Origin of the sequence: Pseudomonas sp. 10(2024) (assembly GCF_045164175.1) — a bacterium.
GTDB lineage: Bacteria > Pseudomonadota > Gammaproteobacteria > Pseudomonadales > Pseudomonadaceae > Aquipseudomonas > Aquipseudomonas alloputida.
Genome location: NZ_CP174006.1, coordinates 2983149 through 2997939, shown reverse-complemented (window position 1 = coordinate 2997939; position 14791 = coordinate 2983149). Strand labels below are relative to the sequence as shown.

Genomic DNA, 14791 nt, shown 5'->3' with positions numbered 1-14791 from the left:
GGAGACTCCAGATTGTTCAGATCGCGAGGCCAGGCAGTATGAAAGGATGGATACGCAAGGCAGTGGCGCGCTACGCCCATGCAACCGGGCGAGGTGGCAAATTCTACAGGAGGTTCTGCAACCCATCTGGTCTTGAATGGGGGGCCTATCTGGCCCGGTGGGGCAACTTTCATTCGGTCGGCAGCAATTTCTACGTCAATACAGGCTGCAAGTTTCTCGACCCGTCGCTGGTACGTATCGGTAACAGCGTAGGCTTGTCCGACTGCACGTTGATCGGTCATGACGGGGTGGTATTGCTGATCGAGCATCGCTTTGGCAAGCACCTGGATTCGGTCGGTTTCATCGACATCAAGGACAACTGCTTCATCGGCCATGGTGCGATCGTGATGCCGCGCGTGACCATCGGGCCCGAATCCATCGTGGCGGCAGGGGCGGTGGTGACCAAGGACGTGCCGCCAGGCACCGTCTATGGTGGCAACCCTGCCGAGTTCATTTGTACCACCGAACAGTTGATCAAGCGGGTCGAGGCACGTTGCGAAGCCTACCCATGGATCGATCTGGTGAAGCAGCGCAACGGTGCCTACGACCCGGAAGTGGAACCGTTACTGATGGCGCAAAGACGTCAGTATTTCTTCGGGGACAGCTGAAATGGCTAGCAAACCTGTGGATGTCATGGTGGTCAACTTCAATACCGCTGGACTGTTGCAGCCGATGTTCGATGCGCTGCGCCGGGCCGACAGCGAGCGCCTGGCCAGTTACCTGGTGGTCGACAATGCCTCGCGCGATGACTCGGTGCAGCGCATGGCCCAGGTGTGCCCCGAGGCACTGCTGCTGAGCAACAAGCAGAACGTGGGTTTCGGCCGGGCCAACAACCAGTTGTTGGCGCACCTCAAGGGCAAGTACGCCTTGCTGCTCAATACCGATGCCTTCGTTGCCGCCGACTCGCTGCAAAAAACGCTCGACTACATGGACGCCCACCCGGAGTGCGGCGTACTGGGGGTGCGCCTGGAGGGTCGCGATGGCGACCTGCAGCCCAGTTGTCGCTACTTCCCCACGCCGCTCAATGTGTTCGTCGGGCGCACCGGGTTGGGGCGGTTCTTCCCAGGGGTGAAGATGGTCGACGACATGAACTGGGACCACGCTTCGGTGCGCGAGTGTGACTGGTTGCCCGGCTGCTTCTACCTGGTGCGCCGCGAAGTACTCGACAAGGTGGGTTTGTTCGACCCGCGCTACTTCCTTTATTACGAGGAGGTGGACCACTGCAAGCGGGTGAAGGAAGCGGGCTGGAAAGTGGTGTTCTACCCGCATACCACGGTGGTGCACATCGGTGGCGAAAGCTCCAAGTCGGTGGCGGAGCTGGAGGCCGCCAGCCGGCAGATCTCGTCCTATCAGATCGAAAGCGAGTTGCTGTACTTCCGCAAGCATCATGGGGTGGCGGGGCTTGCCCTGCACATGCTGCTGGTCACGCTGGGCGACCTGGTGCTGGCACTCAAGGCGCTGTTGAAACGACGCGGCTGGGGCGCCATTCAGGCCTGCTGGCGTCATTGCCGGGCAACCTGGTCTTTGCTGTTCAAGACCCGGTACGCCAGCCAACCGACAAGGTAGGTGGAGCCATGTTCGATAATATTCGCGCCGACCTGCGGGCCCATGGCGGGGACTGGGGCGCCCAGGGTTTCTGGGTATTGCTGGTGTACCGCTTTGGCCGCTGGCGTTATACGCTGCGCCCGGCACTGCTGCGCAAACTGTGCTCGCTCATCTACAAGGTGCTGTTCAAATTCGTCCAGATCATCACCGGTATCGAACTGCCGTGCGAGGTGGTGATCGGGCGCAACTTCGTCATCGATCATTTTGGCGGCATCGTTGTCAGCGGCTATGCCCGCTTCGGCGATGACTGCCGTATCCGCAACGGCGTGGTGGTGGGCCTGAAGAATGTCGACGAGCCGATTGCCCCGGTGTTCGGCAACAACGTCGACATTGGCACCGGGGCCAAGGTGCTGGGCAGTATTCGCATCGGCAACAACGTGATCATCGGCGCCAATGCCGTCGTGCTGGTAGATGTGCCTGACAATTCACTGGCAGTGGGGGTGCCGGCCATCATCAAGGCCCGGCAACCGGCCGCCACGGCATCGGTCGAGTGAGGCCTATGGCAACGGTGATCGGCGTGGTGGTGATCGGCCGCAATGAAGGCCAGCGTCTCGAGCGCTGCCTTGTTTCGCTGGCGCAGGGGGCGGACAAGGTCATGTACGTCGACTCGGGATCCACCGATGGTTCGCTGCAGTTGGCCGCCGACCTTGGCGTGGTCGTGCTGGCGCTGGACATGAGTATCCCGTTCACCGCCGCACGCGCCCGAAATGAAGGCTTTGCCGCCTTGCAGCGCCTGTTGCCATCGATGCAACTGGTACAGTTCGTCGATGGCGACTGCGAGGTGAATGCCACCTGGCTGGCCACGGCGCAGGCTTTTCTTGAGCAGCACCCCGCCGTGGCAGTGGTGTGTGGTCGCCGGCGTGAGCGCTTCCCGCAGCGCTCGGTGTACAACTTGCTGTGCGACCTGGAGTGGGATACCCCGGTCGGTGAGGCCAAGGCCTGTGGCGGCGATGCGCTGATGCGGGCAGACGCCTTTGCTGCCGTGGGTGGCTTCCGTCCTGACCTGATCGCCGGAGAAGAGCCGGAACTGTGCGTGCGTTTGCGGGCCCGCGGCTGGAAAGTCTGGCGACTGGCTGCCGAGATGACCCTGCACGATGCCGGCATGACGCGTTTCAGCCAATGGTGGCGGCGTAGCCTGCGCGCTGGGCATGCCTATGCTGAGGGCGCCTACCTGCATGGCCAGCCACCCGAGCGGCATTGGCTGCGTGAGTCACGTCGGGCCTGGTTGTGGGGCCTGGGTATACCTTTGATGATCGCGCTGGCCTGCCTGCTGCTGGGCGGCTGGGGCCTGCTCTTGCTGTTGATCTACCCACTGCAGGCCGTGCGCCTGGCGCGCCGCGGCGGCAAGTGGACGCGCGAGAACTGGCTGCAGGCTGTGTTCCTGGTGTTGGGCAAGTTCCCGGAAATGCTCGGCCAACTGAAGTTCCTGCGCCACCGCCTTGCGGCTGGCAAATCGGCTTTGATCGAGTACAAGTGAGAGAAACCCATGATGCTCGGCACCCTCGTCAAAAGCGTGTTTACCTTGCAACCGGGTTACTCGTTGCGGGCGATGCACAACAAGTACAAGTTGGCACGGCAGATCGCCAGGCAGTGGCCTGAGCTGAACGGGTTCATGCAGCGCATGACGGCGGCGCTGGGCCCGCATGGTCTGCAGCGGCTGGGTGTGGATTGTATCGGTGTCGTGCAATGGCCTTACATCAGCCAATGCTGGGAGGCCCCGCAGCGTCTGGAGGTGGTGGCTTCGCACTTTGAATTGATGGCTGGGCAGTTCCCGGCGTTGCTGTTGCTGGGGCGCGACGAAAGCCTGAGGCTGTGTGACCTGTCCAGCCACTCGCCGGGCTGTTGCCTGGTACTGGACCGGCCAATCTGGTTCAAGCGTGAAGGCGAGCTAGTGTTGAACCTGTTCCAGGCCGACCTGCGTGTGGCATCCCTGGCCTTCACCCTGGGCCGCAGCCAGGGTGAGACCTGCCTGTTCATTGGTGCGGTGCAGGGCATCCACAAAGGTATCGACAGCGAAACCTCGCTGGCCATCTACCGTGACCTGACCAAGGACTTCGAAGGGCTGCGGCCACGCAGCCTGTTGCTCGAAGCGTTGAAATGCCTGGGCAGAACCTTGGGTGTGACACAGCTGTATGCCGTCAGCGACGCCTGCCGGCACCATCGCCATCCCTATTTTGGCAGCGACAAGGGCCAGGACCTGGCGGCCAACTACGACGTGATCTGGCAAGAACACGGCGCCACAGCGTCTGACCGAGACGACTTTTTTTCCCTGCCGTTAGTGCCGGCGCAACGGGCGGAAGCTGACATCCCGACCAAGAAACGGGCGATGTACCGCCGCCGGCAGGCATTGCTTGACGATGTTTTCACCCGTTTGCAGGCAGCATTGCCAAGCAGCAATCACAACCTTGGACTACAAGGAAAACAGGGGGATGCATTTGCTGTGAGTGCATCGGCAGGAGACAGACCGCCCGTAGTCGACAGCCTGAAGTGAAGGTTGCCAGGGAAGGTTGGTCATCAAGCGGGTTTGGATCTGGATTCGTATGCGCATTGCTTACTTCATCAATCAGTACCCGAAAGTCAGCCACAGTTTCATCCGTCGCGAAATTCTGGCGCTGGAGCGCCAAGGGGTCGAGGTGCAACGTATAGCCCTGCGTGGGTGGGACGCCGAAGTGCAGGATGCCGAGGACGCAAGCGAACGGGGCAAGACCCGCTACGTATTGCAAGGTGGGCTCAAGGGGTTGTTGGCACCGACGTGGCAGGTACTGCGTACGCAGCCGCGGCGGTTCTTCCAGGCGCTGTGGCTGGCCATGCGCCTTGGCCTGCGGGCCGACCGTGCCTGGCCCTACCACCTGGTCTACCTGGCCGAAGCCTGCCAGGTGCTGCAGTGGTTGCAGGCAGGGGAGGCGACACATGTGCACGCGCATTTCGGCACCAACTCTACGGAAGTGGTCATGCTGGCCAACGTCCTGGGCGGGCCGGCATACAGCTTTACCGTGCACGGGCCGGAAGAATTCGACAAACCACAGTTCTTGCACATGGGTGAGAAGGTGCGCCGCGCCGCCTTTGTCGCGGCGGTGAGCTCGTACGGGCGCAGCCAGCTGTACCGTTGGGTGGCGCACGAGCACTGGGGCAAGGTGAAGGTGGTGCACTGCGGCCTGGAGCGTGGCTTTCATGAGGTGGCGCCGGTCGCTGTGCCGTCGGCGCCACGGCTGGTGTGTGTCGGGCGCCTGTGCGAACAGAAGGGCCAGCTGCTGTTGCTGGAAGCGGCGCGCTGTCTCGCTGCCCGGTCGATCACCTTCGAGCTGGTGCTGGCGGGTGACGGTGAAATGCGCGAGCAGATCGAGGCCTTGATTGCCCGGCACGGCTTGCAGCAGCAAGTGCGTATCACTGGCTGGATCAGCAGTGCGCAGGTACGCGAGGAAATCCTGGCCGCCCGTGCGCTGGTGCTACCCAGTTTCGCCGAGGGCTTGCCCGTGGTCATCATGGAGGCCATGGCCTTGCGCCGGCCCGTGCTCACTACCTATGTAGCGGGTATCCCCGAGCTGGTGCGGCCTGGCGAGAACGGCTGGCTGTTCCCAGCCGGTGCCGTGGACGAGCTGGCAACAGCCATGGCCGACTGCCTGGCGCAACCGGCCGAGGTACTGCAGCGCATGGGCGAGATGGCCTACCAGCGTGTCGTGCAACGGCATGACATCGATACCGAGGCGGCCAGGCTGGCCGACTATTTCAAGGCATACGCATGATAAGTGTATTGGGTTGGTTACTGGGCCTGTTGGCGATCATCGTCCTGGTACCGGTGTCGGTGCTGTTGCTGCAAGTGTTGCTGGCTTGCCTGCCGGCGCGGTCGAGGCCCAAGGGCATTGGCGAGCGCCCGCGAGTGGCGGTATTGGTGCCCGCCCACGATGAGGCGCTGGTCATTCGTGCGATGCTGGCCAGCGTTACGCCGCAACTGCTGGACGGCGACCGCTTGCTGGTCGTGGCAGACAACTGTTCGGATGACACGGCCCGGTTGGCACGCGCGTCCGGCGCCGAAGTCGTAGAGCGCCACGATACGCGCTTGCGCGGCAAAGGTTACGCATTGGATTTCGGCGTGCGCCACCTGGCTCAGCGGCCGCCCGAGGTGGTCATCGTGGTGGATGCCGACTGCCAGGTGGGCGAGGGGGCGATCGACTGCCTGGCGCGCCGCTGCCACGCACTTGCCCGCCCGGTACAGTCGCTGTATCTGATGCGTGCACCGGCAGGTGCCGGGTTGCGGGTGCAAGTTGCCGAGTTTGCCTGGCGGGTCAAGAACCTGGTGCGGCCACGCGGCTGGGCGCGCCTGGGCCTGCCATGCCAACTGATGGGCGCGGGCATGGCGTTCGGCTGGCACGATCTGAGCCTGATCAACCTGGCCAATGGTCATCTGGTCGAGGATGTGAAGCTGGGCCTGGACCTTTGCCAGCAGGGCAAACCTCCTGCTTTCTGCCCCGAGGCACTGGTCACTAGCCAGTTCCCACTTAGCCAGCAGGGCCTCAACAGCCAACGCACTCGCTGGGAGCATGGCCATCTGGGGTTGATGCTTGCCGACGCACCCAAGCGGGCGATGGCTGCCATCACCCAGCGCAACGCTAGCCTGGCGGCCTTGACCCTGGACTTGCTGGTGCCGCCCCTGGCGTTGCTGGTACTGACCTTGCTCGGGCTTAACCTGGTGACCTGGCTGGCGTACCTGCTGTTCGGCCTGGCGGCACCCGCGTGGCTCGCCTTTACCGGTTTGGCCTTGCTGGCCTTTGCCGTTGTGTTGGCCTGGGCGCGCTTCTGCCGTGAAGTGATACCGTTCTCGGTGCTGCTGTACGCGCCGTTTTACGCGGCCAGGAAAATTCCCTTGTACCTGAGTTTCCTGATCAAGCGCCAAGTTGAATGGGTGCGTTCAAAACGGGATGACGACTGATGGCTCAGTGGCAGAATCGCTGGAAGCGTGTGATCGACCAGCTGGCAGTGATCGCTGATGACGCCGCCGTGCAGCACCTGCTCGATCGCCTGGCCACACCGGATACGGCCACCGTTCTGGGCTTCGTCAACGCCCATGCGATGAACCTGGTGGTGCGCGATGGTGGCTACAGCCAGGCGCTGTCGGCCGCAGATGTGCTGCTGCGCGATGGTGCCGGCATGGCGATCCTGTATCGCTGCCTGGGCCTGGAACCCGGGCTCAACATGAACGGCACAGACTTCATTCCCAGGCTCATGGCTGCTTACCGAGGGCGCAAGGTCGCCTTCTGGGGCACCCGGCAACCCTACCTGGACCAGGCTGTGCAGCGCTGTAAAGCCGAATTCGGCATCGTGCCAGTGTCGGTTCACGATGGCTTCGCCAGCCTGCAAACCTATCTGCAGTTGGCCCGCGTCCAGCAACCCGAGCTGATCGTGCTGGGCATGGGCATGCCCAAGCAGGAAGCGGTGGCAGCGGCGTTGGCAGCCACTGGCGGGCCATGCCTGATCGTGTGCGGTGGGGCGATCCTGGACTTTCTCGGCGGCAAGGTCAGCCGTGCCCCCGAATGGCTGCGGCGTTTGGGGGGCGAGTGGCTGTACCGCCTGCTGCGCGAGCCCAAACGCCTGTTCATGCGTTATGTGGTGGGCAATCCGCTATTCCTGTTGCGCACCCTGTTGTACCGGCGGGCGGCGGTTTCGGCCAGGCGGGCCCTATGAATCGGCCAAAAATCGCAAAAGCGGTGATCCCGGGTACGCCAGCGCCGGGTGGCTGCTACAGTGATATCAATCGCTTGAGGGCGCCACGCGCCTGCTGCACGGTTTTTGCTTAAGTCTGTTTTCAAGTCTTGCTGTTTGATGGAAGGCACTTGCTACGCTCATCTTGATGAGGTCTGAAATGGTTTTCGAACCCAGAAGCAGTCGTTCCTTACTCCAGAGAAGAAGCAGTGTCAGTAACGCCATCCAGGCCGGCCTCGATGGTATTGCCGTCACCGGTATTGCCTGGTACCTGATCTACGACCAGTTCGGCTATATCACATCCGATTACGTGATCATGCTGCTGCTGCTGATTGGCGCACTGGCAGTCATTTATGATCATTACGCGATCTACCGCACCAACGTCGGGCTTTCGATCAAGGCGTTCCGCCTGTTCAAGGCCTGGTCGGCAACGTTTTGCTTCCTGGTCGTCATGGCGTTCCTGACCAAACAGAGCGAAACCTATTCACGGCTATTGGTGGTGCAACTGTTCGTCATTGGTTATGTCGCCCAGTTATTCTTGCATTTTGCCGTGCGCGAACTGCAAAAGCGCTTTAGCGCGCATGCGCGCCTGGACAATGCCCTGATCATCGGCAACGGTGACCTGGCCAACTTCCTGTATCAGAAAATCAGCAACAACCCGTGGTTTGGCGAGCGGGTGCTGGGTTGCGTGCTGCTCGACAAAGGCGATGGGCAGGGGCTGGAGAGTGCCGAGGGCAAGCAGCGCCTGCCGGTGCTGGGGCATATTGGCGACCTCGACGAGCTGGTGGCCCAACACGGCATTCGTACGGTGTATCTGGTGACGCCACTGGGTGGCTCCGAGGTCATCAACGACGTGTATTTCAAGTTGCTCGACAAGTGCATTGCGGTGAACTGGGTGCCGGATATCTTCTCGTTGCGCCTGATCAACCACAGCGTGCGGGAAATTGCCGGCATTCCGGTGCTGACCTTGTCGGAGACACCCTTGACGGGCATGAGCCTGTTCTTGAAAAACCTTGAAGACCGGGTGCTGGCCGCGTTGATTTTGCTGTTTGCATCCCCCGTATTGCTGGCTGTTGCGCTGGCCATCAAGATCGACAGCCGCGGGCCGGTGTTCTTCCGCCAGGAACGTACCGGCTGGACAGGAGAATCGTTCCGCATCTGGAAGTTTCGCAGCATGCATGTTCACCAACCGGAAGCAGGTGTGGTCAAGCAGGCGCAGAAGAACGACCCACGGTTGACCCGGGTCGGCGCCTTTATCCGGCGTACAAGCCTTGATGAACTGCCACAACTGTTCAATGTGCTGACCGGGGAAATGTCCCTGGTAGGGCCGCGGCCACATGCCCTGCAACATGACACCTTGTATTCGCAGGATATCGTTGACTACTTTGCCCGCCACAATATCAAGCCCGGCATGACAGGTTTGGCGCAGGTGCGCGGGTTCAGGGGGGAGACCAAGGATATCGAGCAAATGATCCAGCGAGTCGACTCGGACATCGAGTACATCAACAACTGGTCGTTGTGGCTGGACTTCGTGATCCTGGTGCGCACGCTCAATGCCTTCACCGGTAAGCAGGCTTATTGAGCGAAGCGCTCCTGCACCAAGCGCGCCCAGCTGGTTATTCCTTGTTCAACGGATGCAACGCCCTGAACCCCCGCGCTTCTTCCACCAGCCAGTCATGCACCGCCCGCGCACCTGGCTGGTTCAAGCCGCCTGGCGGGTAATGCACCACATAACGCTTGTGGTTGGCGATCGGTACACCAAACGGCACGATCAGTGCCCCGCGTTCCAGTTCATCATTGAGCAGCGTGCGGCGGGCAATCGCCACGCCGATACCGGCAATCGCCGCCTCGATGGTCAGGTGGTTGCGGTTGAAGGTGTGCCCGCGCCGCACATCCAGGCCGGCGGCGCCGATGCCTTCCAGGTAGAACTCCCACTCGGCATATTCCGAACTGCCACGCCAGGCGGTGATGTCATGCAGCAGCGGGTAGTGCGCCAGGTCAGCGGGGCCGTGCAGCGGCGGGCGCCCGCGCAGCAGGGCAGGTGAGCACACCGGGAAGATCTGCTCGTCCAGCAGCGGCGTCGAAAGCATGCCTGGGTAGCTTCCATCGTTCAGATCGATGGCCAGATCGAAATCACCCGGGGTCAGCGCCTGGGCACTGTCTTCGGCGACCAGGCGCAGTTCGATATCCGGGTAGCGCTGTTGAAAACGCGGCAAGCGCGGCGTGAGCCATTTGGCCAGGAACGAGGGGATCGAACGCACACGCAATGTGCCGCGGATTTCCCCCGCGTCCAGCCGCAGCAGCTCGGCTTCGATACTGCCGTAGGCCTCGGCCACCGTCTGGGCCAGGCGTTGCCCCTCGGCGCTCAGCTCCACGCCGCGCGCCCGGCGCAGGAACAGCCGGTAGCCCAGGCGCTCTTCCAGTTGGCGCATCTGCTGGCTGACCGCGCCCGGGGTGATGTGCAGCTCTTCGGCACAACGGGTGAAGGACAAGTGCCGGGCTGCGCAGGCAAATACATGCAGCCAGACGAACATCTGACCATTGAGTTGTCGTCGCATCGTTTAGTACCACTAAAGGCTTGCTTAGGAAGTTTCGTTGGTCATCCGTGAGCCAGCGCGGCAGTATCGCGCAAAATCGCAATAACGCTCAATTTCTTCAGACAACCCTACCCTGGATGCATATCAGGGTAGGGTCAGGCATTAGCATGGCTATCAGTGTTTTCGACCTTTTCAAAATTGGCATCGGGCCGTCCAGTTCCCATACCGTCGGCCCGATGCGGGCGGCAGCTACCTTTGCCCAGGCCTTGCGTGAGCAGGGGCTGCTGGCCCAGGTAACGCGCGTGCAAGTGCGGCTATATGGCTCGCTGTCGGCTACCGGGGTTGGCCATGCCACCGACCGCGCGTGCCTGCTAGGCTTGATGGGCCAGTGGCCGGACCGCATCGACCCGTCCACGATCGAGTCGCGCATCGGCCAGGTCCTGCAAGAGCACTGCCTGATGCTCGACGGTAGCCATCCGCTGGCCTTCGACTACGGCCGTGACATGCTGCTGCTCGACGAGAGCCTGCCTTATCACCCCAATGCCATGAGCCTGGAAGCCATGGACGGGCAGCGCAGCCTGTTGAGCCAGACCTATTTTTCGGTGGGCGGCGGCTTCATCGTCGAGCAAGCCGAGATCGATGCGCCGGCAAGCGAAACGAATGCCGTGATGCTGCCTTATGAGTTCGACAGTGGTGCCCAACTGCTGGCGTTGTGCAAGGCCCACAACCTGAGCGTGGCGCAACTGATGATGGCCAACGAATGCGCCTGGCGCCCGGAGGCCGAGGTGCGCGAAGGCTTGTTGCGCATCTGGGAGGCCATGCGTGAGTGCGTGGCGAACGGCCTGCGCAACGAGGGCATCCTGCCGGGCGGTTTGCACGTCAAGCGCCGCGCCGCGCGGTTGCATCGCAGCCTACAGGAGCTGGGCAAGCCCAACGTGATCGGCTCGACCCTTGGCGCCATGGAGTGGGTCAACCTGTTCGCCTTGGCGGTCAATGAAGAAAATGCTGCCGGTGGGCGTATGGTTACCGCGCCCACCAACGGGGCAGCCGGCATTATCCCGGCGGTGTTGCACTACTACATGAAGTTCAACCCCAATGCCTGCGATGCTGATGTGGTGGACTTCCTGCTTGGCGCAGCGGCGGTTGGCATCCTGTGCAAAAAGAACGCCTCGATTTCCGGTGCCGAGGTGGGTTGTCAGGGGGAGGTGGGCTCGGCCTGTTCGATGGCTGCTGCCGGCCTGGCGCAGGTACTGGGCGCTACGCCGCCCCAGCTTGAAAACGCCGCCGAAATTGCCCTGGAGCACAACCTTGGGCTGACCTGCGACCCGGTGGGTGGCCTGGTGCAGGTGCCGTGCATCGAGCGCAATGCGATTGCTGCGGTCAAGGCGATCAATGCTGTGCAGATGGCGCTGCGGGGGGATGGCGAGCACTTCATCTCGCTCGACCGGGTGATCCGCACCATGCGTGATACCGGGGCGGACATGCATGCCAATTACAAGGAAACCTCGCGCGGCGGTTTGGCGGTCGCTTTTGTCGAGTGCTGATGTTTAACGCGGTCAACTGGAGCGGCCTTGTGTCTCGATGGGCCGCTCCTTAACCAGGTTGCGCTGACCTGTTGGGTCAGCGCTGACTCAGCGGCCTTTCTGCTTCGCTGCCAGGAAGCTCGCACGCATGTCCTTGGCCCAGCCATCGAGCACCGGCTTGACGTCATTCAAGGTCAGCTTCTGGGTATCGTTCTCCAGCTCCTGGCCCGCGCCCTTGCGGACCACCTGGGCCAGTACCTTCTGGCTGGCACCGTCCAGGAACGCTGCCTCCACACCGACATCCACGTCCTGGTCACGGCCACCCATGGCGGTATTCACACCTGCCGCGATAAGCGCGATAGGGATCACCTCGTAAGGCCTGAGGCCCTCGTTACTGGTGGACACTGCCGTGATCGCCGGGCGCACCACGATCACGCCCGGGCCAGGCCCCTTGGCCAACGGCATCACGCTGCCCATTTCGCGGCGCAGGGCCTCGTTGAAGTAGCGGGTGATTTCCTGCAGCGTCTGCTGCGAGATAACAGCTGTGGGCTGCGGCTTGGGGTAGAACTGGCTTGGCTCGACGAACACCTGGCTGTACTGGTTGATATTGACCTTGGGGTCGATCCAGCGCATCACCGGGTCACCCGACGGGCTCTTGGCTTCTTGCAGCCGGCTGTAGTCTTTGAGGAAGCCGGAGTAATCCTTGGGGTCCACGCGGTTGCTGGAGCAGGCGGCCACGGCAAGCAGCGCGGCGCACAACAGGGTAATGCGAGGCAATGATTTCATGATGAAAAGGCATCCATGAGAGGTCGGCCACAACAACGCTAGCAGGTGCGAGGCAGTTGGCCAGTGGACGGGGCAATCCTCTTTGAAAAGAACACAGTGCGTGGCTCGCCCTGAGGGGCGCTGCAAACGTTGCGGCCCACTCAACCCAGGGCCTCACGCAAGCGGTACCACAACATGCCCAGTGCCAGCAGGGGGGAGCGCAGGGCCTTGCCGCCGGGGAAGGTCAGGTGCGGCACGGCGCTGAACACATCCAGGCCGTGGCTGTGGCCGAGGGCGATGCTTTCGGCCAGCAATTTCGCCGTCCAGTGCGTCACGTTCAGCCCGTGGCCGGAATAGCCCTGGGCGTAATACACGTTAGGGTGCTGGTTCAGGCGCCCGACCTGGGGGAACCGGTTGGCGGTGATACCGATCATGCCACCCCACTGGTAGTCGATGCGCACGTTCGCCAGTTGCGGGAATACTTTCAGCACCTTGGGCCGCATATAGGCAGCGATGTCCTTGGGGTCTCGACCAGAATAATGGCAGGCGCCACCGAACAGCAGGCGGCGGTCTGCGGTAAGGCGGTAGTAGTCCAGGCCGACCTTCTGGTCGCACAGCGCCATATTCTGCGGGATCAGGCTGCTGGCCAGTGCTTCGGGCAAGGGTTCGGTGGCCACCACATAGCTGCCGGCCGGGAGCACCTTGCCACTCAGGCGCGGTTCCAGTTCATCCAGGTGAGCGTTGCAGCCCAGCACCAGGCTGCTTGCGCGCACCTTGCCGCGCGCCGTGTGCAGCGTCAACCTGGGCCCGTGCTCAATGCGCAGCACCGGGCTTTGTTCGAAAATGCGCACGCCCAGGCCGTGGGCCGCGCGTGCTTCGCCCTGGACCAGATCAAGTGGGTGCAGGTGGCCCGAGCCCATGTCGACCAGGCCGCCAGCGTACTGGTCGCTGGCGACGATTTCGTTCAACTGCCCGGCGCTGACCAGGCGTGTTTCATGGCGATAGCCCAGGGCGGCCAGGTCGTCCTGTTCCTCCTTGAAGGCGGCGAACTGCGCCGTGGTGTTGGCCAGTTCGCAGAAGCCCCAGCGCAGATCGCAGGCAATGCCGTAGCGGGCGATGCGCTCGGCCACCAGTTCCACTGAGTCGATGCCGGCCTGCTTCAGGTAGCGCACACCGTCCTGGCCGACATGCCGGGCAAAGCCGCTGACATCATGGCCGATACCGCGAATCAGCTGGCCGCCATTGCGCCCACTGGCGCCCCAGCCGATGCGTCGGGCTTCCAGCAGTACCACCGAGAGGCCGCGCTCGGCCAGCTCCAGGGCGGTATTGACCCCGGTCAGGCCGCCGCCGATCACGCATACGTCGGCCGTCAGTTCGCTGTCCAGGCTGGGGTAGGGTGCCGCGTCGCGCGCTGTGGCGGCGTAGTACGAGGCGGTGTGTTGGGTATTGAAAGACATGAGCGTTCTCGACTCAGCGGTTGGACTTGATCTTGCTCCAGGAGCGGGTCATGACGCGCATGATTTTCGGGCTCGGGGTGCTGGAGATGTACAGCTTGTCCAGCACCTCCTGGGGTGGGTAGATCTCGGGGTTGTTCACCAGCGATGCATCCATGTAGGCCTTGGCGTCCGGGTTGGCGTTGGCATAGCCGACCGTGGCGCTGACCTTGGCAATCACTTTGGGGTCGAGCAGGTAGTTGATGAACGCCAGGGCCTGCTCGGGGTTGTTGGCGTCCTTGGGGATGGCCAGCAGGTCGAACCACAGGTTGCTGCCTTCCTTGGGAATGCTGTAGGCGACCTTCACGCCGTTTTTCGCCTCTACGGCGCGGTTGGCAGCCTGGAACACGTCGCCGGAGTAGCCGAACGCGATGCAGACATCACCGTTCGCCAGGTCAGAGACGTACTTGGAGGAGTGGAAGTAGGTGATGTAGGGGCGCAGTTCGAGCAGGCGGGCCTCGGCCTTGGCGTAGTCGCCCGGTTTTTCGCTGCGCGGGTCCATGCCCAGGTAGTTGAGCACGGCCGGGAACAGCTCGTCGGGCGAGTCCATGAATGCCACGCCGCACTGCTTGAGCTTTTTCAGGTTTTCGGGCTCGAACAGCACTGCCCACGAGTCGATATGGTCCACACCCAGTGCCGCCTTGACCTTGTCGACGTTGTAGCCGATGCCATTGGTGCCCCACAGGTAAGGCACGGCGTACTGGTTGCCGGGGTCGTTCTGTTCAAGTTGCTTGAGCAGTTTGGGGTCCAGGTGTTGCCAGTTCGGCAGCTTGCTGCGGTCCAGCGGCAGGAAGGCGCCGGCCTGGGCCTGGCGGGCGAGGAAGTGGTTGGACGGTACCACCACGTCATAACCCGTACGCCCGGCCAACAGCTTGCCTTCAAGGGTTTCGTTGGAGTCGAACACGTCATAGACCACCTTGATTCCGCTGCTGGCCTGGAAGTCGGCCAGGGTGGTGTCACCGATGTAGTCGGTCCAGTTGTACACACTGACCGTGGGCGCGGCCTGGGTGGTGGTGGCGAACAGCAGGGTGAATGCAGCGGGGATCAGGGCTTGCAGATGACGCATGGGAACACCTCGTTGGTCTTGTTCTTCGAGTTCGGAGCAGGCTTGCCTGTGCATGGGGTGCAAAGC

At 62.4% G+C, this 14791-nt stretch carries 14 protein-coding genes; 10 read left to right on the top strand and 4 right to left on the bottom strand.

Annotated elements, in window-relative coordinates:
• The first annotated feature begins 38 nt into the window (after positions 1-38).
• The 9 genes from ACI7M0_RS13350 to ACI7M0_RS13310 all read left to right on the top strand — a co-directional run bounded on the left by ACI7M0_RS13350 (position 39) and on the right by ACI7M0_RS13310 (position 8923).
• Positions 39-647: an acyltransferase gene (locus ACI7M0_RS13350; RefSeq protein ID WP_029615442.1), complete on the top strand. Its 609-nt coding sequence runs from the start codon at positions 39-41 to the stop codon at positions 645-647.
• Position 648: 1 nt separating this feature from the next.
• Entirely contained in the window at positions 649-1605 is a 957-nt protein-coding gene (locus tag ACI7M0_RS13345; protein WP_010954024.1) for a glycosyltransferase family 2 protein, read from the top strand.
• 8 nt (positions 1606-1613) lie between these two features.
• The gene (locus tag ACI7M0_RS13340) at positions 1614-2138 is read left to right on the top strand and encodes a serine O-acetyltransferase (RefSeq protein ID WP_064492801.1); all 525 of its coding nucleotides are present in this window, start codon (positions 1614-1616) and stop codon (positions 2136-2138) included.
• A 5-nt stretch (positions 2139-2143) separates the two neighbouring features.
• Positions 2144-3121, top strand: a complete 978-nt coding sequence (locus ACI7M0_RS13335) for a glycosyltransferase family 2 protein (protein ID WP_129931698.1) — start codon at positions 2144-2146, stop codon at positions 3119-3121.
• Between the two features lie 9 nt (positions 3122-3130).
• Positions 3131-4135 (top strand): VirK/YbjX family protein, encoded by a 1005-nt coding sequence (locus tag ACI7M0_RS13330; RefSeq protein WP_129931699.1) that lies wholly within the window; start codon positions 3131-3133, stop codon positions 4133-4135.
• Between the two features lie 49 nt (positions 4136-4184).
• Complete coding sequence (locus ACI7M0_RS13325; protein ID WP_129931700.1) at positions 4185-5387, top strand: glycosyltransferase; 1203 nt, start codon at positions 4185-4187, stop codon at positions 5385-5387.
• Positions 5384-6571: a glycosyltransferase family 2 protein gene (locus ACI7M0_RS13320; protein ID WP_129931701.1), complete on the top strand. Its 1188-nt coding sequence runs from the start codon at positions 5384-5386 to the stop codon at positions 6569-6571. Before ACI7M0_RS13325 ends, ACI7M0_RS13320 begins: the two co-directional genes overlap by 4 nt.
• Positions 6571-7323, top strand: coding sequence for a WecB/TagA/CpsF family glycosyltransferase (locus ACI7M0_RS13315; protein WP_010954030.1), 753 nt, complete (start codon positions 6571-6573; stop codon positions 7321-7323). Before ACI7M0_RS13320 ends, ACI7M0_RS13315 begins: the two co-directional genes overlap by 1 nt.
• Positions 7324-7501: 178 nt before the next feature.
• On the top strand, positions 7502-8923 hold the full coding sequence (locus ACI7M0_RS13310) for an undecaprenyl-phosphate glucose phosphotransferase (RefSeq protein ID WP_004374281.1): 1422 nt from the start codon (positions 7502-7504) through the stop codon (positions 8921-8923).
• Between the two features lie 34 nt (positions 8924-8957).
• On the opposite strand, the gene ACI7M0_RS13305 is transcribed toward ACI7M0_RS13310, so the two are convergent.
• Entirely contained in the window at positions 8958-9899 is a 942-nt protein-coding gene (locus ACI7M0_RS13305; protein WP_012052371.1) for a LysR substrate-binding domain-containing protein, read from the bottom strand.
• A gap of 146 nt (positions 9900-10045) precedes the next feature.
• Between ACI7M0_RS13305 and ACI7M0_RS13300 the strand changes: the two genes are divergently transcribed.
• On the top strand, positions 10046-11422 hold the full coding sequence (locus ACI7M0_RS13300) for an L-serine ammonia-lyase (RefSeq protein WP_129931702.1): 1377 nt from the start codon (positions 10046-10048) through the stop codon (positions 11420-11422).
• 87 nt (positions 11423-11509) lie between these two features.
• Here the strand turns inward: ACI7M0_RS13300 and ACI7M0_RS13295 are convergent, their stop codons facing one another.
• From ACI7M0_RS13295 to ACI7M0_RS13285, 3 genes are all read right to left on the bottom strand, one after another.
• Complete coding sequence (locus ACI7M0_RS13295; protein WP_064492796.1) at positions 11510-12187, bottom strand: DUF3313 domain-containing protein; 678 nt, start codon at positions 12185-12187, stop codon at positions 11510-11512.
• A gap of 140 nt (positions 12188-12327) precedes the next feature.
• A complete protein-coding gene (locus ACI7M0_RS13290; protein ID WP_129931703.1) occupies positions 12328-13623 on the bottom strand; it encodes an FAD-binding oxidoreductase in 1296 nt (431 codons plus the stop codon).
• 13 nt (positions 13624-13636) lie between these two features.
• Positions 13637-14725 (bottom strand): polyamine ABC transporter substrate-binding protein, encoded by a 1089-nt coding sequence (locus ACI7M0_RS13285; RefSeq protein WP_010954036.1) that lies wholly within the window; start codon positions 14723-14725, stop codon positions 13637-13639.
• Positions 14726-14791 lie beyond the last annotated feature (66 nt).

Bases quoted from the DNA above. Each gene is read 5' to 3' on its own strand.
- ACI7M0_RS13320 (WP_129931701.1), top strand. From the start codon at position 5,384: ATGATAAGTGTATTGGGTTGGTTACTGGGCCTGTTGGCGATCATCGTC.
- ACI7M0_RS13290 (WP_129931703.1), bottom strand. From the start codon at position 13,623: ATGTCTTTCAATACCCAACACACCGCCTCGTACTACGCCGCCACAGCG.
- ACI7M0_RS13345 (WP_010954024.1), top strand. From the start codon at position 649: ATGGCTAGCAAACCTGTGGATGTCATGGTGGTCAACTTCAATACCGCT.
- ACI7M0_RS13335 (WP_129931698.1), top strand. From the start codon at position 2,144: ATGGCAACGGTGATCGGCGTGGTGGTGATCGGCCGCAATGAAGGCCAG.
- ACI7M0_RS13310 (WP_004374281.1), top strand. From the start codon at position 7,502: ATGGTTTTCGAACCCAGAAGCAGTCGTTCCTTACTCCAGAGAAGAAGC.
- ACI7M0_RS13350 (WP_029615442.1), top strand. From the start codon at position 39: ATGAAAGGATGGATACGCAAGGCAGTGGCGCGCTACGCCCATGCAACC.
- ACI7M0_RS13285 (WP_010954036.1), bottom strand. From the start codon at position 14,725: ATGCGTCATCTGCAAGCCCTGATCCCCGCTGCATTCACCCTGCTGTTC.
- ACI7M0_RS13305 (WP_012052371.1), bottom strand. From the start codon at position 9,899: ATGCGACGACAACTCAATGGTCAGATGTTCGTCTGGCTGCATGTATTT.
- ACI7M0_RS13315 (WP_010954030.1), top strand. From the start codon at position 6,571: ATGGCTCAGTGGCAGAATCGCTGGAAGCGTGTGATCGACCAGCTGGCA.
- ACI7M0_RS13300 (WP_129931702.1), top strand. From the start codon at position 10,046: ATGGCTATCAGTGTTTTCGACCTTTTCAAAATTGGCATCGGGCCGTCC.
- ACI7M0_RS13340 (WP_064492801.1), top strand. From the start codon at position 1,614: ATGTTCGATAATATTCGCGCCGACCTGCGGGCCCATGGCGGGGACTGG.
- ACI7M0_RS13295 (WP_064492796.1), bottom strand. From the start codon at position 12,187: ATGAAATCATTGCCTCGCATTACCCTGTTGTGCGCCGCGCTGCTTGCC.
- ACI7M0_RS13330 (WP_129931699.1), top strand. From the start codon at position 3,131: ATGATGCTCGGCACCCTCGTCAAAAGCGTGTTTACCTTGCAACCGGGT.
- ACI7M0_RS13325 (WP_129931700.1), top strand. From the start codon at position 4,185: ATGCGCATTGCTTACTTCATCAATCAGTACCCGAAAGTCAGCCACAGT.